Origin of the sequence: Spirosoma validum (assembly GCF_014699035.1) — a bacterium.
GTDB classification, from domain to species: Bacteria; Bacteroidota; Bacteroidia; order Cytophagales; family Spirosomataceae; genus Spirosoma; species Spirosoma validum.
The window spans coordinates 210,364-234,687 of the sequence record NZ_JACXAA010000005.1 but is presented as its reverse complement, the minus strand read 5'-3'; the positions used below and the strand labels follow the sequence as shown (position 1 = coordinate 234,687).

Here is a 24,324-nt window from a genome sequence, read left to right as displayed (position 1 = left end):
ATTGATTTATTACGACTTTTGGTTGACCAAAGTCATGTACAGATGCTTTCCTAATTCAAATATTACGTTTTGTGCCATCGGCTGACGCAAAAGATTTGCGCCTTCTTCACTTGAAGCATCAAAGTCTACAGTTCCCCAAACTTCACCTCTAGGACCAAGAATAGGAGCTGCTAGAACAAAACAAAGCCCTTCGTCTACATCGCCCTCAACCCCATCTATTTCGGTAGACAGGGGCGAAACGGGTACGCCAATAACTCTCTTTTTGTTAGCGGCTTTTACAACAGCCACCTGCTCGACAGTTAACGGGTTTATATCAAATTTAAGATCACCTACTACTTCTATGACTGGATATGGAGCCCAAAAGTGAGTACAGACTAATATCGAATCTTCTTTCTTGAATATAAAGGCTCTCAACTTTGACACATTGATATCAACGGGAGCTGTCAGTGCTTTAGACACCAACTGCAACGCGCTCTGAACAAGTAGATGGACGCCATCAATGGGGCCTTGCCTGTTTTCAATTTCATCGATTTTAAGTTTTATCTTGTTACAGGCAGGGCCTAATGCAGCGGTATAATTTCCATTATTTACAGGAGCAAACTTCGCAAAGCTTAAACCAGCAAGATCTGTTGGTATTTTTATATTGGCTGTTCTATCGTGTACTATAAATGTTTTCTCTTTACCCAACGCCCCAAGAAAGAAACCAATCTCAAAAATCACATTATCTCTAGGTGAAGGTGTAGTAGCGCTATTAGACGTGACTTCGTCATCAGGTGTTAAAATCAATATAGCATAATCGAAGTCGTTACCAGCTTCGATAAGCGCATCAATATTGACTTGCATTAGGCCAAATACACCTTGATTCCATACATCAACTTCGTAATAATCATAGAGTCCTTCCTGTATTGCGCTGGCGACAGGTAATCCTTTAGACGAAGAACCAATAAACACTTTTGGGCGTCTCTTATTCATCTGTAAATTAGTCGTCTCCATAGGATAAAATCACTTAATGACTATTGTTATGTAGAGAAAGACATGAGGCATTTTCCAGAGACAAAACAAACCAATATTGGTGCAAATCACAATGGGGATTTTCCCGTATTTTAGCGATTAGACAATAGGATATGCTACTCTAAAAACCGACTTTTCTACACAATACACTTGAAAAATAATACATAAAAAACCACCAGGAATTTTTAAGTTCTCTGGTGGTTTTTTATAAAAAGAAACGCCTGTATTGTCAAACAATTAATACCCGTCGTTCTGCGGGAATGTTGTCCTGTTGTTATACACATCGATCTCCGATTGCGGAATTGGATAGTACATGCGATAGGCTGGCATGGTGATGCCTGTCACTTTAAGGGCGTCAACCGCCGTACCTGTGCGGATCAGATCGAACCAGCGGTCGCTTTCCAGGGCCAGCTCCAGTCGGCGTTCGCTAATGATTGCCGTCCGAAACGCTTCCTTGGTGGCCAGTTGCGCAGCCGTATAAGTCGCCACGCCTGCCCTGGTACGTACCCGATTCAGAACGGTAAATGCATCGCCGTTGGCCTGGTAACTTACTTCGTTCAGCGCTTCAGCATACAGCAGCAGTACGTCCGCAAACCGTAATACCGGGAAATCGTTACCCACATCGTTCGTCGTCGACAGTTCGTCATAAAACTTCCTCGGCACACCATTGATACTCGTTGGCACCGGTATCTGCACGGTTAACGGAAGCCGCTTGTCGCCAGTAGAATAAGCCGCTCGTAACGACGGTTCGATGTTGTCGCCAATGCTGGTGCCGAACCACGAACCGTGCCCTTCGCCCAATGAACCTCCTTTCTTAAACTTAACAGAGAACAAAAGCTCCGCATTGTTCTTGTTATTAACCGCAAATACATCGGCAATATTGGACAGTAACTGATACGTTGTTCCAGTCACCAGGTCCTTCAACGTAGTAACGGCCAGATCATATTTCTTTTCCGTTACATACACTTTACCAAGTAATCCCTTAGCCGCCCCCGACGTTGCCCGGCCAATGTCGTTGCCTGTATAGGTAGCGGGTAAACCAGCCGCTGCCGCCGTCAGATCTTTTTCGATGGACGCATACACATCGGCAATCTCGTTCCGGACATACGAACGGGCATCGGTTGTCGAACCAGCGGTCAGCACGAGCGGTACTTTCCCCCATAAGCGGACCAGATTAAAGTACGACAACGCCCGGATAAACTGCGCTTCGCCTTTATACCGGTTTTTCAACGTAGCATCCATCGTTACGGCGTCAATCTTGTCGAGAATCAGATTACAGCGGTTGATGCCGGTATACAGACTTCCCCACGTATCGCGCAAAACGCTGTTCGTGGTTGGCTCAATAAAGCGATCGATGTTGTAGCGCAGCCCCGAGCCCGACGACGGATCATTATCGAGGACATTATCGCTTCGGGTTTCGATGACGGTATTGTAATCGCCCCCATACTGGGTCGAACTCTGCAAGGCATCATACGCGCCGTTGACGGCATTGTTGAAGTCATTGGCCGTTTTGTAAAAGTTATCTACGTTAGGTTGCGACAATGGCTTTAGTTCCAGAAAATCTTTCTGACAAGCGGTCAGACTCACAAGGGCAGTAAAAATTATAGCTACTTTTTTCATGGCTGATTAGAAGGATAAATTGATACCAACCGACGTCGTGCGGGGCAGTGGATACGTACCGTAATCTTCGCCGGAAGACAGGGCACTGTCGGGACGGCTGTTCACCTCCGGATTATACCCCAGGTATTTCGTGAACGTAAATGGATTCTGCGTCGTCACGTAAATGCGGGCGCGGGTCACGCGTATCCGTTGCAGTAGGGTTGTGGGCAGCGTGTAGCCCAGCGTAATGGTACGTATGCGAACGTAGGAGCCGCTTTCAATGTGCCAAGTCGAGATTTCGCCATTCGAACCCGACGCCAGGCGGTTCGCACGATTCACCACACCATTCCCCGGATTCTCGGGCGACTGCCAGCGGTCAAGAGCTCCCCGGAACAGGTTTCCGTTTCCTTCCATGTTGTAGACGTAGCGTCGAAGTAGATTCAGAATTTTGTGTCCCTGAACACCCTGAACGGCGAATCCCAGATCGAAGCCACGGTAAGCGAAATTATTGGTAAACCCAAACGTGAATTTCGGGAAATAGCTGCCCGTAACGGTCCGGTCGCTGCTCAGATCAAACTTTCCGTCTGGCTGTCCATTAGGCCCACCACTAACGTCCCGAAATTTAAAGTCACCAGGCCGGGTTGTAGAAACGTGAAGCCCTGGACTGGCGTCTATTTCAGCCTGATTCTTGTAGACTCCGTCGTTAATATACGTATAGTATTCACCAATGGGGTGACCGATCTGCGTGATAAACTGCGCTCCGGCTACCCCACCGGCCACAATGATTGGATCGCCGGAGGGTCCGAGTGCTTTTACTTCGTTGCGGTTAGTCGCCAGGTTCGCACTCGCATCCCAGCGTAAACGCCCAAAGGTTTGCCGGGTACTGAGGGTAAATTCAAATCCCTGGTTGTTTACTTTACCGATGTTCTGCAACTCGGTACTGAAACCTGATGCCCGCGGTACCGGTACGTTCAACAGCAGATCTGAGGTATTGGCGTTGTAATAATCGACGGTCAGGTTCAGGCGATTGCGAAAGAAACTTACGTCGAAGCCAATGTCGAACATCGCCGTTTTTTCCCACTTCAGCTTGTCGTTGGCCGAATTACCGGGAGCCAATCCACTTACGACAACTTCATTACCGAGGATGTAATTCTGGTAATTGAGCAAACTGATCGAGCCGTAATTCGGAATCTGGAAATTACCCGTCAGACCGTAGCTGGCGCGTATCTTCAAATCGCTCAGCCACGTAACAGGCTTCAAAAACGATTCCTGTGATACGTTCCAGCCCGCCGACACAGACGGGAACGTACCGTAGCGATTGTCGCGCCCAAACCGCGACGAACCATCGGCCCGAATCGCAGCCGACAAGAGGTACTTCCCATTGTAATCGTACTGCACCCGACCCAGATACGATAGTAATGACCATTCCTGAATATCGGAAGCACCCGACGACACCTGTCCAGCGTTGAGGGTAGTCACTAAATCGTTCGGAAAATTGGTAGCGGTCAGCTCGTTGGACGTCCGACGATCTTTCTGGGCCGTGAACCCCGCCAGGCCTGAGATGGTATGCAGCCCGAATGAATGATTGTAGTTCAGCGTATTTTCGACAAGCCAGTCAACAAAGTTTTGCGCCCGCGAGAATCCCGTTGGCGTTGAAGCCCCTTTGCGATCCCGGATTTCGAGAGTTGAGGGCCGGTAGTAATCGCGCTGGAAACTATTGACGTCTGCCCCAACGCTTAACCGGTACGATAAGTCCTTCGTAATCTCATACTGGGCGTATACATTACCGAGCACCCGCAGCTGGCTCAGCTTATCGTTTACCTGGTTCGCAATGGCGACCGGATTCAGGATTGACGTAGCCCCATAACCCCAGGCGTTTCCCCCAAAATTATACGATCCATCGGCATTGTAAACTGGAAACAGGGGAGGCATTTGCAGAGCAAGACCCACAACCCCTTCACCCAGGTATGGACCTTCGGCCTTGATCAGATCGTGATATGAGTACGTTGGATTGAGGTTAGCGCCCACCGTTAGTCGCCCACTTTTCACATCGACGTTGGCGCGGGCACTGTAGCGTTTAAATCCCGAGTTGATCACCACGCCCCGCTGATCCATGTAATTACCCGATACGTAGAACTTGACATTATCCTTACCCCCTGATATGGAAAGGGTATGGTTCTGAATCGGAGCGGAGCGAAAAATCTCGTTCTGCCAGTCGGTATCCGTCAGTCCAGCCTGCCCGGAGAGATACGGCACAATTTCGGGCTGAATCAACGTACTGGGTGCCCCTACTCCCCTATTCCGAATGTCGTTGGAGTCCGTCGCTTTCCCCGTTGGATTCCGGTCCAGATACGCATTGTTTTTTGCCTCGTAGCTTAGTTGCGCATACTCATAGGCGTTGAGCAGATCAATCTTTTTCGATACCTGCTGAACGCCCGTATACCCATCATAATTGATTACGGTTTTCCCTTCTTTACCCCGTTTAGTCGTCAGCAGTACGACGCCGTTTGACCCTCGCGAACCATAAATGGCGGCCGCCGACGCGTCTTTCAGCACCTCGATACTTTCGATATCATCGGTATTGATGGTGCTCAGTACGTTAATCGGATTGTCAGGAAACTGCGTGTTCGTGCTGCCCGTGGCAAACTTGGTATCACGGGAGAGTGGAATCCCGTCGATTACGTAAAGCGGGTCGTTCCCGGCACTGATCGATCCGGTTCCGCGCACGCGGATGGACAGAGCGGCACCCGGTGCCCCCGACGTTTGCGACACCTGAACCCCCGCAATTTTGGCCGCCAGTGCCTGATCAAAACTGGTGACCGGCTGATTAGCCAGGTCCCGCGCTTTAACTGAGCCGATGGCAGTCGTGATGTCACGACGATTCTGAACACCGTAACCCACCACCACCACTTCACTCAACGCATTGTCGGTAGCGGTTAAACGAGCATCGACTACGCTACGATTACCAATAGCAACTTCAGTGGGCTGATAGCCGATAAACGAGAAAACAAGCGTTTTGGCACCAGCGGGCAGATTAAGTTGATACTTGCCCTGCGCATCGCTGGTAGCCCCAACGTTGGTTCCTTTGACCTGAACCGTTGTACCAGCCAGCGCGTCGTTGTTGGCAGCATCCGTCACCGTACCAGTGATGGTTGATTGGGCATAGCCAAAATGAGCTACAGCAAACAACAGGCTGAACAGCACCCATTGTCGGTATCCATTTCTGACATAATCGGGTAGCAAAACAGACATAGAGATTTGGTTTATAGGATTAATAAATGGCCAGTTTCCCTAAACAGAAGTTTTTCATATATGCCAGGCAAACGGTGGCATACAATATTACTTAACATTCAATCATTCTGAGTATATTCCAATTAACAATTCGTAAATCCTTTTTAATCTTGGCAAGCGAAAGATCGAATTACTCCTTATAATCAATAAAAATCTGCGCATAATACCAGTTTCGATCTTTTATCTATTTAGCCTATATACTTTAAAAAAGCCTATTTAGTACATAAAGTAGCTTATCACGATCATCAGCTTATAAAAAAAACTTCGTATCATTGGTACTGCATGTTACGACGACATTTCTCTTCGGCCTTACTCCTACTGGCCGTACTCACCGCCAGGGCGCAAACATTGCCTATTCTCGATCAGAACCCGACAAGCCTCCGCTGGTATCGGTTAACGACACCCCATTTTCGAGTGCTCTATCCGATGGGTTTAGACTCAACAGCTCAGCGAACGGCTAACCGACTCGAAAGCCTGTATGAACCCGCCAGTGCTTCACTCGGGAAGCCGCCCCGGCCTATTTCGGTACTGCTTCAGAATCAGACTACAAACAGCAACGGATTCGTTACGCTGTTTCCGCGACGGTCGGAGTTTTTCGCCGTGACACCCCAGGATCCGAATTTGCTGGGCACCTTTAACTGGCTCGACTTACTGGCGGTGCATGAATACCGGCATATCGTTCAAAACGACAAAGCCTTACAGGGCTATGGACGGGTGCTCTATACACTGCTGGGGAATACAGGCCTACAGCTTCCACTGTTAACCGTACCCGACTGGTTTGCCGAAGGGGATGCCGTCAGTAATGAAACGCTCCTGAGCAACAGCGGCCGCGGACGAATCCCTAATTTCGATTTAGGCATGCGAGCGAATCTGCTTTCGGGAAATCGATTTGATTATCCGAAAGCCGTCTGTGGTTCGTACCGGGATAATGTACCGAATCACTACGTACTGGGTTATCTGCTGACTACGTATCTTAAACGTACGTATGGACCTGACGTCTGGAGTAGAGTGCTTGGTCGCAATTATCGGCGTTTCCCGTGGCCCTTTGCGCTGTCGGCGAGTATTAAGGATGAAACCAAGTTGCGAACGGAGGATTTATACAGCCAGGCGATGAACGATCTGACCGAGACCTGGCAGAAACAACTGCAAGGTCTAACCGTTACGCCCGCGACGACCTTTCCCGTTAACGCTGAAAAACAGCAATCAAAACAGCCGAGTCCACGGCGGCCGAATCCACGGCGCCCAGTCTTCACAAATTATCAGCATCCACAGTTTCTAACTGACTCGACGGCATTGTGCGTGAAGAGTGGCTTGGGTGATACGCCCCGATTGGTGATTCTGGGAAAAGATCGCCGGGAAAAGCAGGTGTTTGTGCAGGGTTTCACCAACGACCCTGATTATTTATCGGCCACACCTGCCAAAGCCTGCTGGATCGAGTTTGGCTACGATCCCCGCTGGGGACAACGTGTGTACTCCAACATTCGCTTGCTCGATCTGAAAACCGGAAAACTGACTCGCCTAACCCGTCGTGCCCGGTACACGGCCGCTGCCCTCTCGCCCGACAACACAAAATTGGTCGTTGTTGACAATACGGATCGTTATAAAATCCGGTTGCTGATACTTGACGCCCAGACGGGTAAGCAACTAAAAGAGATCGCCAATCCTGAGAACAACTTCTTCCAGCACCCGCGTTGGCAGTCCGATAATCGACGTATCGTAGCGGTGGTATTAAAAGACGGTCAGAAAACTATCCAGCAGATTGATACGGATGAAAATACACGTATTGAGTTACTGCCTCGGGCTAATGAGAACATCAGTCATCCACAGCCGTGGGGCAATTATGTTCTCTACAACTCGCCCCGTTCTGGCATCGACAATGTGTATGCCGTCGACGTTCGTTCGAAGCAGGTGTTCCAGGTAACATCCCGTCCGCTGGCCGCTTACCATGCGACGGTTTCGCCATCGGGCACTCGGCTTGCCTTTGAGGATTTTGCCACTACAGGTTATCGTATTGCCGATATGCCCCTTGATCCTGGCAACTGGAAACCCGTCACGGAACCCGCTCAAGACCAAACGATACGTTATTTTGGGCCGCTGGCTAAACTGGAACCAGGCGCTGTGCTCGGACGTCAGATCCTCGCAACGGATTCACTACGTATTACCCCCTACACGCCTGGCCGTTTCCGGCGTCTGGCTCATGCGCTCAACATTTACAGTTGGGGTCCAACCGTAGCCAGTACGGGCCAAACTCTATCGATCGGACTGAATTCGCAGGATTTACTCGGTACGACGCAGGTTGGTGTAGGCTATACGTACAATCAATCCGAACGGGTCGGCAATGCCTATGCCCTGCTAAGTTATCAGGGACTTTTCCCCATTCTTGACCTGAGTTTTCAGCATGGTAACCGCCAGACATCGCTTTACATCGATAGAGCGCTCCCCTACGATAGCCTTCGCACCGATCGATGGCAGTACGACCAACTAACGGCGGGTATTCGGCTGCCTCTGCAACTCACGCATTCCAAATATGGTCAGAGTATCAGTTTATCAGCCTATTATAATTACCTACAAGTAACGGATTACGATCTGCCAGGTCGCTACGTAACGGAAGTGGGGTCAGGTGGGTCGCTGAATGCGATGACGTATGGCGTTAGTTATTCCCGATTACTCCGGCAGAGCAAACGCGACGTAGCACCACGCTGGGGTCAGACGCTCTCCGCTACGTATCGGAATACACCCTTTGGTGGGGCCATAACCGGCGAACAGTGGGGTGTGCAGGGTAATTTATTTTTCCCCGGCTTAGCGAAACATCATTCACTCCGATTGAGGGCGGGTTATCAGCAGCAGGCACAGCGCACGTATCAATTCAGCGCCGTTGTATTTTATCCGCGTGGTCAGTCGTATATCGCCGATGATAAGATTCAGGCAGGTAGTATAGAATATCGACTACCCGTGGCCGATATGCACTGGTCGCTCGGGCGATGGCTGTATATACAACGCGTGAAAGCGGCTGGTTTTTACGACGTGGCTCAAGGGCAAAGTGCTGTGGATGTGCGCGATATATACGGTCGACTGAATGGCTTCGATACTGTAAAGCATATGTATCAAACTACAGGCCTCGACGTATCATTTGTGTTCAACGCCCTTCGCCTTCGCAACTCATTCGAGGTCGGCTTACGCTCAGTCTATAACCTCACCAATCAGCAGTGGCTCGTGCAGCCGTTGGTGATCGATATTGGGTTTTAGTGGCATAGGGCATGGGGGAAAGGACACAGGATCAGTAAAGAAAATCCCCATGCCCCTTACCCTATGCCCTAATCTTTATAAAACACCCACTTCGAGAGTTCGCGGAAGGAGGTTTTCTTGCCATACATCAGAATACCGACGCGGTAAATCCGGGCGGCTATCCAGGTGGTTCCAACGAAGCCGACTACTAACAGCACCATCGACAGCGCCAGTTGCCAGCCGGGTACGCCAAACGGAATCCGGACCATCATGACTACCGGCGAGGTGAATGGGATGATGGATGTCCAGAAAGCCAGTGGCCCGTCGGGGTCCCGAACGGCAATCTGGGCAAACGCAATGGCCGCAATTATGGGCATCATGATCGGAAACATAAATTGCTGCGTCTCGGTCTCGCTATCGACAGCGGCACCGACCGCTCCGAACAAGGCACTGTACAGCAGGTAACCGCCTAAAAAATAGAACAGAAAACAAGCCACAATCATCGAAATATTGAGCGTTTCGATCGCCTTCATTACGTCGGCAACGGGATTTTTCGCAGTAGCCATTTTTCGCTGAACCTCCTGCTGGCCGGGCATCCCGTTCATACGGGCGGTCATGGCCGACTGAGCCGTTTCTTTCTGCCCCATAACGGATGAACCAACGGTTATCAGCCCAGTAGTCAGAATAATCCAGAGCATAAACTGGGTCAGACCCACCAGCGCTACGCCGATAATTTTACCCAGCATCAACTGAAACGGCTTCACCGACGAGATGATAACCTCGACAATCCGGTTGGTTTTTTCTTCCATAACGCCCCGCATCACCTGGGTGCCATATATCAGTACGGATATATAGATCAGCAGTGCGCAGAAACCACTAATGATGGTCGTAGCGATTCCGTTACTGCTTTTTTCACCCGTTTCGCTCATACTGATCGTCTGCGCATCGACGTTGACCTTGGCATCTTCAATAATTCGTTGCGTGATCCCCGCCTGCTCCAGCTTGATGGTTTCAATCTCTTTCGAAATAGCTCGTTCGATATTGCTCTGCAAGGCCAGGCTGACGCTTTTTTCAGCAAAAATCTGAACGGTTTTGGGGTATTCGATTACATCTTTCGGAATAAAAACCAGCGCGTCGTAGCCTTGTTTGACAAACGCTTTTTTGGCCGAGGCCAGCGATGTTTTGGGGTACGAAAACAATGTTTCGTCGTCGTTTTTAAACTTCCCGCTAAACCGCCCGCTCTCGTCGACCACAGCGATTTTCTTCTGATTAATTGAACTGACGGCGGCCCAGCCAATGATGGCATAGAAACCAAAAATGAGTACAGGTCCAAGAATCGTCATGACGATGAACGATTTTTTGCGTACCCGCACCAGGTATTCACGCTTAATGATGAGAAAGATTGTATGCATAGTTTCAATGAGTGATTAAGTGAATACTAGACTGGGTGAATGCACGAATAGGTATTACCTGTCCTTGGTTCAATCATTCACTCACTGGCTTCTCCTACGGTTTTAATAAAAATATCATTCATACTGGGAATGTTCTCGCCGAACGACCGAATAGCCACCCGATCGAGCAGTTGCCGAACAAGGTCATTAACCGATGCATCCGGTGGAATCTTAATATCGGTTCGCAGAAAACCATCGTCGGTGGTGCGTGTAGTCAGTACGTCGAAGGCAGCGGGCAGATCCTCCAGACTTCCCTGATATTCTACATGGTACGTATGCGTTTTGAATTGCTCTTTAATCGCTCGTTTCGGACCATCAAGGACTTTGTGCGATCGGTTGATGAGTGCAATGTGGTCGCAAAGTTCCTCAACGGATTCCATTCGGTGGGTCGAAAATATGACCGTCTTGCCGCTGTCGCGCAGTTCCAGAATTTCATCTTTAATGAGGTTGGCATTGATCGGATCGAATCCCGAAAAAGGCTCATCCAGAATAATCAGATCGGGTTCGTGCAAAACCGTTGCCACAAACTGAATCTTCTGTTGCATGCCTTTGGAGAGATCTTCCACCTGTTTAGACCACCACGTTTTGATGTCGAACTTCACAAACCAAATCTTTAGCTTTTCCATCGCCTGCTTCTCCGTCAATCCCTTGAGCTGGGCCAGATACAGCAGTTGTTCGCCAACTTTCATTTTTTTGTACAGGCCCCGCTCTTCGGGCAGGTAGCCAATCCGTTTAATGTGATCCGGTTTCAGGCGTTCACCATCCAGAATGACCTCACCCGAATCAGGAGCTGTAATCTGATTGATGATGCGAATCAGCGAGGTTTTTCCGGCACCGTTTGGCCCCAGCAAACCAAAAATACTGCCTTTGGGCACGGATAGACTCACGTCATCTAAGGCACGATGTTGAGCGTACTGTTTAACAATGTGGTGGGTTTCAAGAATATTCATGTAGTTCAGGTAATACGTTGACAACGTTCGATTGCCCAAACTTCCGCCTTTTGTAACAGAACGCCAATTAAATTACGGATGAACGCCGATTCAGGCCCATAAACGGTCATACAAAAGGCCACAACGCGTCGACGTGTGGCCTGATAAGGAATTGACTGAGAATTAAGTTCTTAACTGTAATAGTCTCTCACCTGAAACAGTAACATCAGGAAGAGCAGGCCGATTAGCAAAGTAAGTAAATGAAACCCAACCAGACTACTAAATACGCTGATTAACTGGGCATAGTAGCTAAATACCCAACCTGATCGCTTTCGATTAAACAGACCCGGTAAAGCCAATATACCCAGTACCAACCCAGCAAGCGAAAGAATCATGCTAATTGTGTACCCAAAACCAGCACTCACGCCACCCATAAACGAAACAGGCATGAAAGCCGCTCCAATACCCAGAAAGACTAAAATGCCGGGAGCAGCTAAAATCAGGAACACCAGCGTGACAATCGGCCAGTATTTAACAAAGCCTGCCCGAAAATCAACCGGAAATTGAAAGGGAGCTTTCGTCGTAAAATAAGGAGCCAGTTCGGTTTCTAATAAGGCGGGTTGGTTCATAAACTACAGCGATTTAGGAGTAAAAGGTAGACCTATTGGTACTACCTGAAAGCACTGATTCTCTGGAATATCCTCAACCAACCCGAATTGCTTTATCAAACGGTAACCTCGTCCGTTTGCACGGGTTGCGTTCTGAATTCGCCTTCCCATTTGGATATAACGCAGGTAGCTACCGCATTGCCAGCAACACTCGTGGCAGAACGTCCCATATCGAGTACCTGATCGATGCCCAGTAATAGGGCAAGTCCTTCGATAGGTAAATTAAACAGAGACATTGTTCCGGCAATGACGACCAGCGATGCCCGGGGTACGCCGGCAATGCCTTTAGACGTAATCATCAGCGTGAGCATCATCGTAATTTGTTGTTCTATGCTGAGTGGTACGTGGTATGCCTGCGCGATGAAAGCCGTGGCAAAGGTCATGTACAGCATCGAGCCATCGAGATTGAACGAATAACCCAGTGGTAACACAAACGAGATAATCCGCTCGGAACAACCAAACCGACGTAGTGCTTCGATCGTCTGTGGGAACGACGCTTCTGAACTGGCCGTACTGAATGACAGAATAACGGCCGAACGAATTTCTTTCAGCAGGGCGATGTAGGGTATGCCTACGACTAAACAAATGGCCGCCAGTACTACGAATATAAAAAATAACAACCCTCCGAAGAAACACAGAATCAGGTAGACATAGCCTCCCAGAATACCTAACCCCTGTTGGGCTACAATCGCGGCAATGGCGCCCAATACGCCAAACGGCGCAAACGCCATAACGTAACTAGTGATCTTGAACATAATATGCGAAAGCGCATCGAGAGCCTTGATCATGATTTTCCCCTGCTCCCCAACGGCACCAACGGCAATCCCGAAAAAGATACTGAATACGACAATCTGAAGAATTTCGTTGGTTGCCAGCGCTTCGATAAAACTTGTCGGAACAATATGAGTAATGAAATTCTCGAACGACATTTTCTGAACTTCTACCCCAACATCAGTACCTTTTGCGGGCAACTGGGTTATGTTCATCACTTCGCCCGGTCTCATGATGTTAACCACCAATAGACCAACGACCAACGATAAAATCGTAGCAAAATAAAAGTAAGCCAGTGTTTTCAGGCCGATGCGTCCCACTGTACCAAAATCCCCAAGTTTGGCAATACCAACCACCAACGTAGCAAAGACGAGCGGCCCAATAATCATTTTGATGAGTCGCAGGAAAATTTTGGACAGGATGTTCAGGTCAGTTCCCGAGAAACCGGAGGTGGTAGCTGGGAAAAAATAACCAATGGCAATACCGAGCACCATGCCCAGAAAAATACGTGTTGTCAGGTTGGGAAGTTTCATGCAATGAGAATAAAAGAACCTTATTGAACAAATGTAACGGAAACCCGTCAGTTCAGAAAAGTCATATGTTTAGATTAGACGGCCATAAACCAGCAAATTGAAATAATCTGTGGGTAAATATACGTATCAGTCCACTTTTATGTGGGCATTTTCAGTTCATATAAACAGTCTCCCTACCGTGACCTATGGGTTTAGTAGAAATTAAGATCGGCTAAACCAGCGCCGATAAATGGGCTTTCGATACGCAAACTGTAACCACAGCACAGGATAAAACAAATAGTCGGTCAGCAAAAAAGGCGTTCGGAACGTAACATCATCAACAAGCAGGGTTTGCCCACTCACGCCATCGGCAGGAACACGTAATAATCGATGGCGATGATGCCAGTACGTCAGAAAAAAAGGCAGTTTAGTCCCCTGATCGACAAAATAAATTTCGTTTTCTTCAGTTTTCTGGTCTACAATCTGGCTGATCCAATCTTGCCGAAACAGAAAAAAATTTAGGCGAATATGAACCACATCATCCCTCCGACAGCCGTCGAAACGGATCACCTGAACCGGCGGAAAGGGCGGACTGAGCCGCTCAAATAAGTCTTGGTCGAAACCCGCCCAGACAGCCGGTAAGGATTGGTCAACACGTGTTTTAAGGCAAAGACGCATGGCAGATAAATAAGCAGGAGAATGATGAAACGAGCGGGATTTTTACCTTTTGCGAAAAAAAACTACCGTAAAATTGATAAATTCAGGAAAGAGGGCGAATTTAACTCCCCGTTTTCAGCTTCATGCGGGCTGGATTGGGCAAACTTCCTCTAGGCTTATGCATCGATTTACCAGGTGGTTAGCTCTTGGGTTACTTGGCGGCTTGCTCAGCGTAAGCCTACCTTCGTTGGCCAATCCCCCTGAACCGGAGTACCTTACGGTACGTAATGGTCTGCCACAAGGTTTTGTTAATTCCATGCTTCAGGACCAGCATGGTTTTATCTGGTTGTCTACACGAGACGGACTCTGTCGGTACGATGGCATTCGATTCCGGATTTACTCACACGATCCGCAGCAGAAAAAATCGCTATCCTTCAGCAGCCTTTACGAAATTCGGGAAGATAACCGGGGCAATATCTGGGTCCGCACGGAGAACAACAATGTAGACTGTTTCGATCCGGTTACCGAACAATCAAAGCGTCTTTCTAACACAAACCAGTTCCGACAGGCACTTGGCCGCGACCAGCTTGCCGGTATCTACCCCGATCGGCTGGGCAATGTATGGGTAATTACCCAAACTAACGGTTTTTTTCGGCTGAATGCCAATGGGTCTATTTCACATCGGCATTGGGAGATGCGGGGCGATACCGTTCAGCGAGCGTTCCATACCATGCTGCTCGATCAGCATAACCGGCTCTGGCTGGCTGCCCACGACGGATTATTCAGCTACGATATCGCATCCGGTAAGTTTTCAGGCTATCGTACAGCGCAGGGGTTGCCACAAAATGACGTGCATAGCCTGCATGAACGGGCAAACGGTGAGTTGATGCTTGGATTCCCTGGCCGATTTGCCCTATTCAATCCTGCTGATGGTCGCGTTCGAAAAGTAGTTACTGTCCCGGGTAACCCGACTGAACTACCGCTGTTCACGCGCGACTCCAGGCAAATTGACTACGTTAACCAAAATCGGTACACGGACAAAGAGGGGTTAGTTTCCGTATTACCTATCGGCAACTCCAGCCTTACTGGCTCAAAGTTGGGCCAGTTCTCAGCTATATCACTTCTGGTCGATCGAACAAACGTGCTCTGGCTTGGTCTGAATGGGAATGGTGTCATCAAGTACGACTTAAACAAAAAGCTATTCCAGACCTGGCCTTACGTTAATACGTTTCAGACGGATTGGTTAACGCAACAGTTTAACGTACCACTCGATGCGATTCCAGCCTCACTCCGACAACAAACGGATTATGAGATGCATCATCAATTCGATGGGACAAATGCGTTATGGATCAGCAGCGCCAGAGCCGTGCCGTACCGATATGATGCCAGTCAGCGAACATTTATAGCCGTCCAGCCAACAGGTATTGAAGCGCACTGGTTACCACCCGGCGAGCCGTTTCGTCTGACTACCATAGCGATCGGCGCTCAGGGCGACATTTGGGGATTACTAGCCCCTCATAATCAGGCGGTTGTTCGGTATAATGCCAGCCTAAAAAACTTTACTGCCTTTCCGTTGCCTTTACCCAAAAATAACTCGTTCGTCATTCGGGCCATGCTCGTCGATGGAGGGCGGATTTATCTGGCTACTAAAAACCAGGGGCTACTTCAGGCTGACTTATCGACCAAACGACTGATTCGCTGGCAAAGTGGAGGTACTGAACCAGGCATGTTGCCCGATGATGCGCTTTTATCCTTGGCACAGGACCCGATTCATTACAATCACCTCTGGATCGGCACTTTCGGCCGTGGGTTATGTCGGCTCGATAAACTAACGGGTAAGATTCAGCAGTTTACCATGAGTCAGGGGCTGCCCAATAACGTTATCTACGCCATCCGCCCCGACAAAAATGGTCACCTGTGGCTCAGCACGAATCGAGGACTCTGCCGCTTTGATACCCGAACGAGCGAAGTCAGAAACTACACTGCCGACGATGGCCTGCCCAGCGATGAATTCAATCTGTTTCATGACGTAGCACTACCTGATGGGCGATTGATTTTCGGAGGAATCAACGGCTACACCATTTTTGATCCGCAGCGAATTCGGGAAGATCCGTATAAGCCGGTCGTAGCGCTTACAGCACTACGTATCAATAACCAGCTCGTTAGCGCTTTAACTCCAGACTCACCCATTCAGCGGGATATTAACGAAACCAGCAACATCGAATTAACCCATGAACAAAACTTCCTGTCCATTGACTTTGCCGCTCTTCAATTCAATCAAAGCCGTAAAAATCAGTATCGGTATAAACTAATTGGTTTAGATAACGACTGGATTTATAGCGGAAATCAGGCGACAGCGACGTACACGAACCTTCCACCAAAAACGTATACATTCGTTGTCAATGCCTCCAATACGTCCGGTATCTGGAGTCCCTATGTTCACCAGCTTCAACTGACAATAGCTCCTCCTCTGTGGGCAACGTGGTGGGCTTATTCGGCTTATGCCTTACTCCTGCTGGGTATGCTTATCGGCTACATTCGGGTGCGTTTCCGGCGTATGCATCAGAAAAGCCAGATGGAATTACGAGAGCAGGAAGCCATACAGCTAAAACATCTCGACGAAGTGAAGTCTCGATTCTTCGCCAATATCACCCATGAATTCCGCACGCCATTAACCCTGATCATAAGCCCACTGGAGCAGCTACTGAAAGAGACCACGGAATCTCCTTATCATAAGCGTCTGGGCCTGGTCTATCGGAATGCGAATCGACTCCTACGGCTGATCAACGAGTTGCTCGATCTGGCAAAGCTGGAAGCTGGAAGCCTTACGGTTACGCCTACGCCTGCTAATCTGCCGGAGTTTATTCATCGCACAGTCCTGGTGTTCACCGAAGAGGCTGAACGCAGGCAAATTCAGTTGCAACTCATAAACCAGATCAGTCAGCATACGTATTGGTTCGATTCGGATAAGGTCGAAAAAATACTGACCAACCTCTTGTCCAATGCCCTCAAGTTCACGGATCCAAATGGTTCGATAACGGTTGCGCTTCAGGCTGAACCTATTGCCCCTAACCCAGAGAATCCTGTTCCGACCGACCTCATTCGTATGTCGGTGCATAACACGGGGGCAGGTATTCCCGTACAAAATCTTCCGTACGTATTCGATCGATTTTATCAGGCTACTCCCCTGAGCGAAACATCGGTAAATGGTTCTGGTATTGGGCTCTCCTTAGTTAAAGAATTAGTTGAAATGATGCAGGGGACGATCTCGGTGGAAAGCAATTCTAGCCTGGGTACCATCTTTACGGTCACACTCCCTTGCCATCAGGCCCGTGCTACGTCCACGGCAGACACAGCCATAAACTTATTTCCTTCGACTACAGACCCAAGTCAGACCATAGCAAAGAATTCATCTGTTGATGAAAGTGTTCCCCGTATTCTGCTTGTGGAAGATGATAATGATATAGCCGAATACGTCACCAGTGTTCTTAGCACAGAATGGCATGTTCAGCGAGTCAATAATGGTCGGTCAGGTGTAGAAGCGGCTATTGCGAATGGGCCAGACCTGATTATCAGTGACGTATTGATGCCAGAAATGAACGGATTCGAACTTTGCCGCCAGCTCAAGACAAATTCGATCACGAATCATATTCCAATTTTACTGCTGACAGCTAAAGTAGCGATCGAAAGTCGTTTGGAAGGCTTAACAGCTGGCGCTGATGATTATTTAGCCAAGCCTTTTCAGGTCGATGAATTACGTGCACGCATTCGGAATCGTCTTGAGCATCAACAACGGATCCGGCAATACTACCGAACACAGTTTTTGCGCGAAGGCCATCTTCCCCAAACCAGTCAGGCCCCCGAAGATGAGTTCATGAATAAGATCTATACCATACTCGAAGCGCGATTAGACGATCAAACCTTTGGGGTTGAGCCGCTGGCCGACGCCGTTGGTATGAGCCGCATGCATTTAAGTCGAAAAACGAAGGCCATGACAGGCCTTACTCCCAATGAACTGATTCGTATGATCCGACTAAAACGAGCAGCTGAGTTGCTCCTTACAGGTGCCTCTATTTCTGAAGTTGCAGACCGTGTAGGCTTTGATACACCCGCTTATTTTTCAAAGGTTTTTAAGGATCAATACCGTCTTACACCGTCTGAATACATTGAGAAAAACCGTCATGAGATGGTCTGACCATATTGTATTATACGGTTAGCAACGGCATACTTTTTATCTTATACTACTTTCAAACATAAAAAATCCAATAGTTTACTTTACTTTTTTCTAGAATTTGCCTACTTATTGATTTTCTCAGTCGATAAATAGTCCTCATGTTACAAATTTTATAGTCCTTGTTACGAATGAACAAGGCATGAGCAACTAGTCAGGTTAGTATTGTACCATCAAGACTTAACCAACTACAACAAGCTCATGTCATTCCTCTCTTTTTCAGTCCGCACCGCGCCTACAGAATGGCCTCCTCTTAAACTCTATCTACGCGAATCTGGACGTCAGGTTTTTGCCGTAGATGACTTGGTTTATTTACAGGCGCTTGCAAATTATAGTTGGCTTAACTGGGTAGATGGTCGGCGCATGCTCATGCCACGCACCCTAAAATATTACGCACCCAAGTTACCAACCGAATTGTTTATCCGGCTTCATCGCAACTGCGTCGTTAATCGTAAGTTCGTGGAACGCCTGGAACGTACGGACGCTGGTGGATTGGTTCATCTGTCGACGGGTGAGACACTACCTGTTTCGCGTCGGCGCTGGAGCATGGTCCGTCGTCAGTTATCAAGCCACAAATCCCAACTGAATTAAAATTCATTTACAAATTTTTCTGATACGCCAATGTCCCGAGTTGATCAACTCGGGACATTTTCATTTACTCGCAAACGGATTTCATAAAGCGATTCTAAACTTCTGGTGCCGGCTAGGTTGAGTCTGTCCTTTTATCCGCTGTATTTAAAGACCTCAGGCAATGCTGCGTTTTTCTCTCTTTTTTCAACTGGTAGCGATTTGAGAGAAAAGTAGACGATTAACTTAGCGTTTCTATATTAGAAAAGTGCACAATAGTTATCCTGACAGGGTAAGTAGAGGAAAGTAATCTGAACTTGTCTACTTATTTTTGTTAAGAATTAAAAGAATAATGGTATTAAATCAAGATTTCAACTAGACTAAATCATATGCTTAGTACGACCAACACACCCAAGGCAGAATCATTTCGGCACGTTAGCTATCTCTGGGACGACGCCAAAGCCGCTCAGTTAGAGGGCGATGAAGTAGGTCTTTTGATCTACCGCTCGAACCTATTAGGAGCTGATTTGCGACTGACTAATTACGGCGGTGGCAACACGTCCTGTAAGGCTATGGCCGAAGATCCAATTACAGGCGAACTAACCGAAGTAATGTGGGTGAAAGGTTCCGGGGGCGACATCGGTACGCTCAAACGTAGTGGTTTGGCGGCACTGTACGTCGATAGGCTGCGGGCGCTCAAGAAACGCTACCGGGGTCTGGCCTTTGAGGACGAAATGGTAGAATTATTTAACCACTCCATTTATGATCTAGCATCAAAAGCCCCATCGATCGATACACCTCTGCACGGCTTCCTTCCCTTCAAACACATTGACCATTTACACCCCGATGCGGCTATTGCCATTGCCGCGGCCAAAGACGGGAAACGTATTACACAGGAATTATTTGATGGGCAGTTAGGCTGGGTCGACTGGCAGAAACCAGGGTTTGATCTTGGCCTCCAGCTGGAGCAGTGCCTGAACGAAAATCCGGGTATTCGTGGAATCATGCTTGGCTCACACGGTTTGTTTACCTGGGGCGACACGGCTTACGAGAGCTACGTTAATACGCTGGAAGTAATCGAACGGTGCGCTGAATACCTGGAAGAAAATTACGGCAAAAAAGGCCCGGCTTTCGGTGGGGCGAAACTGGAAAGTTTACCCCAAAATGACCGATTGTCTCAGGCGGCTAAACTGGCTCCGGTGCTACGTGGTTTAGCCTCGGGTCAGAACCGTATGATTGGCCATTTCACGGATGACGCCCGCGTACTGGAATACATCAATTCCAATGATCTTGAACGGTTGGCTCCCCTCGGCACCTCCTGCCCTGATCACTTCTTACGTACTAAAATCAGCCCGCTGGTTCTGGAATTAACTCCTGACGAAGACCTGACCGACGTAGCAGCGCTGAAAGCCAAACTCAATCCGGCGTTTGAAGACTACCGGGATATGTACAAAGCGTACTACGAGACCTGTAAGCATCCGAACAGCCCGGCTATCCGTGACTCTAATCCGGTCGTGATTCTGTATCCCGGCGTTGGTATGTTCACTTTTGCCAAGGATAAGCAAACGGCGCGGGTAGCGGCTGAGTTTTATATCAACGCCATCAACGTCATGAAAGGCTCTGAAGCCATTTCAGAGTATACCTCATTACCTCGTCAGGAAGCGTTCAACATTGAATACTGGCTGCTGGAAGAAGCAAAGCTTCAGCGGATGCCGAAGCCAAAACCACTAACGGGCAAGATTGCCCTCATCACGGGTAGTGCCGGAGGTATTGGCAAAGCCATTGCTAAGAAATTCGTGGAGGAAGGCGCCTGCGTTATTCTGAACGACATCAATCAGGAACGGCTGGATGGAGCCAAAGAAGGGTTCGTTAGCGCGTTCGGAAAAGATTCTGTAGCGACAACGATTCTGAACGTAACAGATTGGGCCAGTATTGAGGACGCCTACAAAGCAACCGCGTTAGCCTTCGGTGGAGTCGATATCGTTATCAATAATGCCGGTATCAGCATTTCCAAACCCATCGCCGAGCATTCGATTGAAGAATGGGACCGCCTGTACGACATCCTGGTGAAAGGTCAGTTTATGGTCACGAAAGCGGCCGTAGACGTAATGCGTAAGCAAGATATGGGGGGCGACATCATTAACATCGTCTCGAAAAATGCACTTGTTGCCGGACCAAACAATGCCGGTTATGGCTCAGCGAAAGCGGCTCAACTGCACTTAAGCCGTCTGAATGCAGCCGAACTTGGCGGTGATCATATCCGGGTCAATACGGTCAATCCGGATGCGGTTATCTCTGACTCAAACATTTGGGCTGGTGGCTGGGCTGAAGGCCGTGCGAAAGCTTATGGCATTACGGTAGCAGAACTTCCTGCTTACTACGCTAAACGTACCTTATTGAATGAAATCATTCTTCCCGACGATATTGCGAATGCCTGTTTCGCTTTCGTCGGTGGTCTCCTCAATAAATCAACCGGCAACGTATTGAACGTAGACGGCGGTGTAGCCATGGCGTTTGTTCGATAAAAAATTTAAGAGGCAGGAAGGAGGGAAGGGACGAGAGGGAGTAAAGGTATTGCTTTCGCGTCAGTTCTTTTCTTCCCTCTCGTCCCCTTCCTCCCTCTCCTCCTTACTTCCCTTACTTCTTATGCAACTCGACCCAAACGCTATAGCTGATTACAACCAGAGCCAATTGGAAGGACATCAGCGCAAACTATCTTACTGGACGCAGGAGGTAGCCACGGCCGAACCTATTATTCGAAAATTAATTGATTTTCAGATTGCCATTCCGAGCTGGGCACTGGGCACGGGGGGGACGCGCTTTGGCCGTTTCGCTGGTGGCGGTGAACCCCGAAGTCTGGAAGAGAAAATGGCCGACGTAGGTTTACTTCATGCTCTGAACCAGGCCAGCGGAGCTATTTCCCTGCACATTCCCTGGGATATCCCAACGGATTACGATGCGATTAAAGGATTGGCTGCGAGTTATAGCCTTGCCTTCGATGCGGTTAATTCCAATACGTTCCAGGATCAGCCTGAGCAGGAACTAAGCTATAAATTCGGCTCGTTGCAACACGTTGACGCAGCGGTACGTCAGCAGGCGATTGATCATAACATCGATGTGATACGTCATGGCGAAGCGCTTGGCTCCAAAGCGCTGACAGTCTGGCTGTCCGACGGTTCCTGTTTCCCCGGTCAACTGAATTTCCGCAAAGCGTTCGGACGTACCCTCGACAGTCTGGGTGAAATTTATGCCGCCCTTCCGGAAGACTGGAAGTTATTTGTGGAGTACAAAGCGTTCGAACCTAATTTCTATTCGATGACCGTTGGCGACTGGGGCAGCAGCTTCCTCTACGCCAGCAAACTCGGCCCAAAAGCGTATACACTCGTCGATCTGGGTCACCACCTACCGAATGCCAACATCGAACAGATTGTATCCATTCTGCTGAACGAAGGTAAACTCGGCGGTTTCCACTTCAACGACTCTAAATATGGCGATGATGACCTAACGGCGGGTAGCATCAAGCCTTATCAATTATTCCTGATCTTCAACGAACTGGTTGATGGCATGGATGCGCGCGGCATGAATCACGCGACAAGTTTAGGCTGGATGATTGATGCCAGCCATAACGTAAAAGATCCGCTGGAAGATTTATTGCAATCCGTCGAAGCCATTCAATTGGCTTATGCTCAGGCCTTATTAGTTGATCGGCAGGCGCTGGAAGAAGCCCGCGAAGCCAACGACGTAGCGCAGGCACAGGAAATTCTGCAGGATGCCTTCCGCACGGATGTTCGACCATTGGTTGCCGAAGCACGTCGGCGGGCGGGCGGTGCCTTACAACCACTGGCCTTGTATCGTCAATTAAATGTTCGCCAGCAACTCATCGGCGAACGGGGTGCCAAAACCATAGCAACGGGACTATAATTAAAGAGCAAAAGAGTGAATGAGTGAAAGTTGATACACCAACCACTCTTTCGCTCTTTCGCCCATTCACTCTTTCACCATATGACGCCTGTCATTGCCATCTTCGATATTGGGAAGACGAATAAAAAGTTGTTTCTCTTTAATGAGCGATACGAGATTGTCTGGGAGAAAACAGAGCAGTTCGACGAGAGTATCGACGATGACGGTTATCCCTGCGAAGATTTAACAAAACTGACTCGGTGGATTACGACTTCGCTGGAACAGGTAGTAACGCACCCTAATTATGACGTCCGGGCGCTGAATTTTTCCACCTACGGTGCCAGCCTGGTTTATCTCAATGAAGCCAACCAGCCCGTTGGTTTTCTGTATAATTACCTGAAACCGTTTCCTACGTCAGTCCGAACGCAGTTTTATGAGCAATACGGTACAGAAGCGACGATGTGCCTGGAAACATCATCGCCTGCTCTGGATAGTCTCAATTCAGGGTTGATGTTGTACCGGATCAAGTACGATAAACCGCAGTTATTTGAGCAAATCCGTTATGCCCTACATTTACCCCAATACGTAAGTTTTCTGATTACGCGCCAGGTCGTTTCCGACGTAACGAGCATTGGGTGCCATACCATGTTGTGGGACTTTTCCAGAAATCAATACCATTCCTGGGTTACGTCAGAAGGGCTTGATCAGGTATTAGGGCCGCTCTCCCCGTCCGATAGTGTTACGGATGTTACGTGGCAAGGGCATTCGCTGAAAGTTGGCGGAGGATTACACGATAGTTCAGCGGCTTTGATTCCGTATCTGGCTTCGTTCCGGGAACCGTTTGTGCTGATCTCCACCGGAACCTGGTGTATAAGCTTGAATCCGTTTAATGAAAATCCATTGACGGTGGAGGAATTACAGTACGATTCTCTCTGCTTTTTGCACTACAAAGGAAAGCCCGTCAAAGCGTCGCGTTTGTTTGCGGGTTACGAACATGAACAACAGACCAAACGTCTGGCCGAGCATTTTCAGACCGACTTAAACTACTATCGGACCGTTGCGTTCGACCCCGAGATTATCCAGCAACTACGTAATTATCGATCAGGAGGTGACTTTCACGAGGTAAAGGCTCCTCCCCTACAGGAATCGTTGTTTGGGCACCGCAATCTGGCGGATTTCACTACGTATGAAGAAGCGTATCACCAGTTGATACTCGACATTATTGCCCAGCAGCTTATTTCTACGAATCTAGTCCTGGCCAATTCATCGAATAGCCAGCATGCCGTGAAGCGAATTTTTGTGGATGGCGGTTTCAGCAAAAACCCGATCTACATGAATCTGCTGGCTGCTGCTTTTCCCGAAATGGAAGTGTTTGCCGCTTCCGTCGCGCAGGCTACCGCTTTAGGAGCGGCCCTGGCCATCCATCGCCACTGGAACGAGCATCCGATTCCAAGCGACTGTATTGACTTAAAATACTATGCTCCTTCGCAACAGATGGTGCTGTAACAACAG

Annotated in this window: 14 protein-coding genes; 6 read left to right on the top strand and 8 right to left on the bottom strand. The window is 48.7% G+C overall.

Features of this window, described 5'->3' with window-relative positions; all coding sequences use genetic code 11:
* Positions 1-9: 9 nt before the first annotated feature.
* From IC230_RS15490 to IC230_RS15480, 3 genes are all read right to left on the bottom strand, one after another.
* The gene (locus IC230_RS15490; RefSeq protein WP_191039948.1) at positions 10-993 is read right to left on the bottom strand and encodes a TIR domain-containing protein; all 984 of its coding nucleotides are present in this window, start codon (positions 991-993) and stop codon (positions 10-12) included.
* A gap of 255 nt (positions 994-1,248) precedes the next feature.
* Entirely contained in the window at positions 1,249-2,631 is a 1,383-nt protein-coding gene (locus tag IC230_RS15485; protein ID WP_191039947.1) for a RagB/SusD family nutrient uptake outer membrane protein, read from the bottom strand.
* Between the two features lie 6 nt (positions 2,632-2,637).
* Positions 2,638-5,862 carry a SusC/RagA family TonB-linked outer membrane protein gene (locus IC230_RS15480; RefSeq protein ID WP_191039946.1) on the bottom strand — a complete coding sequence of 1,075 codons (3,225 nt, stop codon included), beginning with the start codon at positions 5,860-5,862 and terminating at the stop codon, positions 2,638-2,640.
* 321 nt (positions 5,863-6,183) lie between these two features.
* Here IC230_RS15480 and IC230_RS15475 point away from each other — a divergent pair, with 321 nt between their 5' ends.
* Positions 6,184-9,147 (top strand): TolB-like translocation protein, encoded by a 2,964-nt coding sequence (locus IC230_RS15475; RefSeq protein WP_191039945.1) that lies wholly within the window; start codon positions 6,184-6,186, stop codon positions 9,145-9,147.
* A gap of 68 nt (positions 9,148-9,215) precedes the next feature.
* Here IC230_RS15475 and IC230_RS15470 read toward each other — a convergent pair whose 3' ends face one another.
* The 5 genes from IC230_RS15470 to IC230_RS15450 form a co-directional block, all read right to left on the bottom strand.
* Positions 9,216-10,538: an ABC transporter permease gene (locus IC230_RS15470; protein ID WP_191039944.1), complete on the bottom strand. Its 1,323-nt coding sequence runs from the start codon at positions 10,536-10,538 to the stop codon at positions 9,216-9,218.
* A gap of 77 nt (positions 10,539-10,615) precedes the next feature.
* Positions 10,616-11,527: an ABC transporter ATP-binding protein gene (locus IC230_RS15465; protein ID WP_191039943.1), complete on the bottom strand. Its 912-nt coding sequence runs from the start codon at positions 11,525-11,527 to the stop codon at positions 10,616-10,618.
* A gap of 170 nt (positions 11,528-11,697) precedes the next feature.
* Entirely contained in the window at positions 11,698-12,135 is a 438-nt protein-coding gene (locus IC230_RS15460) for a chromate transporter (protein WP_191039942.1), read from the bottom strand.
* A gap of 95 nt (positions 12,136-12,230) precedes the next feature.
* Positions 12,231-13,478 (bottom strand): dicarboxylate/amino acid:cation symporter, encoded by a 1,248-nt coding sequence (locus tag IC230_RS15455; protein ID WP_191039941.1) that lies wholly within the window; start codon positions 13,476-13,478, stop codon positions 12,231-12,233.
* Positions 13,479-13,679: 201 nt separating this feature from the next.
* Positions 13,680-14,135 carry an SRPBCC family protein gene (locus IC230_RS15450; RefSeq protein ID WP_191039940.1) on the bottom strand — a complete coding sequence of 152 codons (456 nt, stop codon included), beginning with the start codon at positions 14,133-14,135 and terminating at the stop codon, positions 13,680-13,682.
* Between the two features lie 157 nt (positions 14,136-14,292).
* Here IC230_RS15450 and IC230_RS15445 point away from each other — a divergent pair, with 157 nt between their 5' ends.
* The 5 genes from IC230_RS15445 to IC230_RS15425 all read left to right on the top strand — a co-directional run bounded on the left by IC230_RS15445 (position 14,293) and on the right by IC230_RS15425 (position 24,318).
* Complete coding sequence (locus tag IC230_RS15445; protein WP_191039939.1) at positions 14,293-18,309, top strand: response regulator; 4,017 nt, start codon at positions 14,293-14,295, stop codon at positions 18,307-18,309.
* Positions 18,310-18,546: 237 nt separating this feature from the next.
* On the top strand, positions 18,547-18,936 hold the full coding sequence (locus IC230_RS15440; protein WP_191039938.1) for a LytR/AlgR family response regulator transcription factor: 390 nt from the start codon (positions 18,547-18,549) through the stop codon (positions 18,934-18,936).
* Positions 18,937-19,301: 365 nt separating this feature from the next.
* Positions 19,302-21,437, top strand: a complete 2,136-nt coding sequence (locus IC230_RS15435; protein WP_191039937.1) for a bifunctional aldolase/short-chain dehydrogenase — start codon at positions 19,302-19,304, stop codon at positions 21,435-21,437.
* 121 nt (positions 21,438-21,558) lie between these two features.
* Positions 21,559-22,833: a TIM barrel protein gene (locus tag IC230_RS15430; protein WP_191039936.1), complete on the top strand. Its 1,275-nt coding sequence runs from the start codon at positions 21,559-21,561 to the stop codon at positions 22,831-22,833.
* 81 nt (positions 22,834-22,914) lie between these two features.
* Positions 22,915-24,318 carry an FGGY-family carbohydrate kinase gene (locus tag IC230_RS15425; RefSeq protein WP_191039935.1) on the top strand — a complete coding sequence of 468 codons (1,404 nt, stop codon included), beginning with the start codon at positions 22,915-22,917 and terminating at the stop codon, positions 24,316-24,318.
* Positions 24,319-24,324 lie beyond the last annotated feature (6 nt).

What these genes read in the sequence shown, in the direction of transcription:
- IC230_RS15490 (WP_191039948.1), bottom strand. Translation starts at nt 993, where the DNA reads ATGGAGACGACTAATTTACAGATGAATAAGAGACGCCCAAAAGTGTTT.
- IC230_RS15485 (WP_191039947.1), bottom strand. Translation starts at nt 2,631, where the DNA reads ATGAAAAAAGTAGCTATAATTTTTACTGCCCTTGTGAGTCTGACCGCT.
- IC230_RS15480 (WP_191039946.1), bottom strand. Translation starts at nt 5,862, where the DNA reads ATGTCTGTTTTGCTACCCGATTATGTCAGAAATGGATACCGACAATGG.
- IC230_RS15475 (WP_191039945.1), top strand. Translation starts at nt 6,184, where the DNA reads ATGTTACGACGACATTTCTCTTCGGCCTTACTCCTACTGGCCGTACTC.
- IC230_RS15470 (WP_191039944.1), bottom strand. Translation starts at nt 10,538, where the DNA reads ATGCATACAATCTTTCTCATCATTAAGCGTGAATACCTGGTGCGGGTA.
- IC230_RS15465 (WP_191039943.1), bottom strand. Translation starts at nt 11,527, where the DNA reads ATGAATATTCTTGAAACCCACCACATTGTTAAACAGTACGCTCAACAT.
- IC230_RS15460 (WP_191039942.1), bottom strand. Translation starts at nt 12,135, where the DNA reads ATGAACCAACCCGCCTTATTAGAAACCGAACTGGCTCCTTATTTTACG.
- IC230_RS15455 (WP_191039941.1), bottom strand. Translation starts at nt 13,478, where the DNA reads ATGAAACTTCCCAACCTGACAACACGTATTTTTCTGGGCATGGTGCTC.
- IC230_RS15450 (WP_191039940.1), bottom strand. Translation starts at nt 14,135, where the DNA reads ATGCGTCTTTGCCTTAAAACACGTGTTGACCAATCCTTACCGGCTGTC.
- IC230_RS15445 (WP_191039939.1), top strand. Translation starts at nt 14,293, where the DNA reads ATGCATCGATTTACCAGGTGGTTAGCTCTTGGGTTACTTGGCGGCTTG.
- IC230_RS15440 (WP_191039938.1), top strand. Translation starts at nt 18,547, where the DNA reads ATGTCATTCCTCTCTTTTTCAGTCCGCACCGCGCCTACAGAATGGCCT.
- IC230_RS15435 (WP_191039937.1), top strand. Translation starts at nt 19,302, where the DNA reads ATGCTTAGTACGACCAACACACCCAAGGCAGAATCATTTCGGCACGTT.
- IC230_RS15430 (WP_191039936.1), top strand. Translation starts at nt 21,559, where the DNA reads ATGCAACTCGACCCAAACGCTATAGCTGATTACAACCAGAGCCAATTG.
- IC230_RS15425 (WP_191039935.1), top strand. Translation starts at nt 22,915, where the DNA reads ATGACGCCTGTCATTGCCATCTTCGATATTGGGAAGACGAATAAAAAG.